The organism is Agrobacterium sp. a22-2, assembly GCF_012276985.1.
In the GTDB taxonomy this organism is placed as follows: Bacteria; Pseudomonadota; Alphaproteobacteria; order Rhizobiales; family Rhizobiaceae; genus Allorhizobium.
Map to the genome: position 1 here is coordinate 1 of NZ_JAAXMM010000054.1, position 457 is coordinate 457.

Sequence of the window (457 nt, forward strand, 5' to 3'; positions counted from 1 at the left end):
GTATGAAGAGCTGCGCCGCATCAAGGCGGCGTTCGATCCGGATAATCGCCTGAACCCAGGCAAGATCTGTTCGCCGCTGGCGGTCGATGCGCCGATGATGCAGGTGGACGCGGTCAAACGCGGCACCTTCGATCGCCAGATCCCGGTCGAGGTGCGCACCTCGTTCCGTGGCGCACTGGAGTGTAACGGCAACGGCCTGTGCTTCAACTTCGACGTGCGCAGCCCGATGTGCCCGTCGATGAAGATCAGCGGCAACCGCATTCATTCGCCGAAAGGGCGGGCGACGCTGGTGCGCGAGTGGCTGCGTCTGTTGGCCGAGCAGGGCGTCGATCCGCTGGCGCTGGAGAAACAGCTGCCGCAGCAGCGCCTCAGCTTGCGTGGCCTGATCGAGAAAACCCGCAACAGCTGGCATGCCGGCAAGGGCGAGTATGACTTCTCACACGAAGTGAAAGAGGCG

Annotated in this window: 1 protein-coding gene; it reads left to right on the forward strand. The window is 63.5% G+C overall.

The features are described from left to right. The coding region (locus HFC70_RS26340; RefSeq protein ID WP_168476295.1) for an FAD-linked oxidase C-terminal domain-containing protein at nucleotides 1-457 on the forward strand (457 nt) is incomplete at both ends.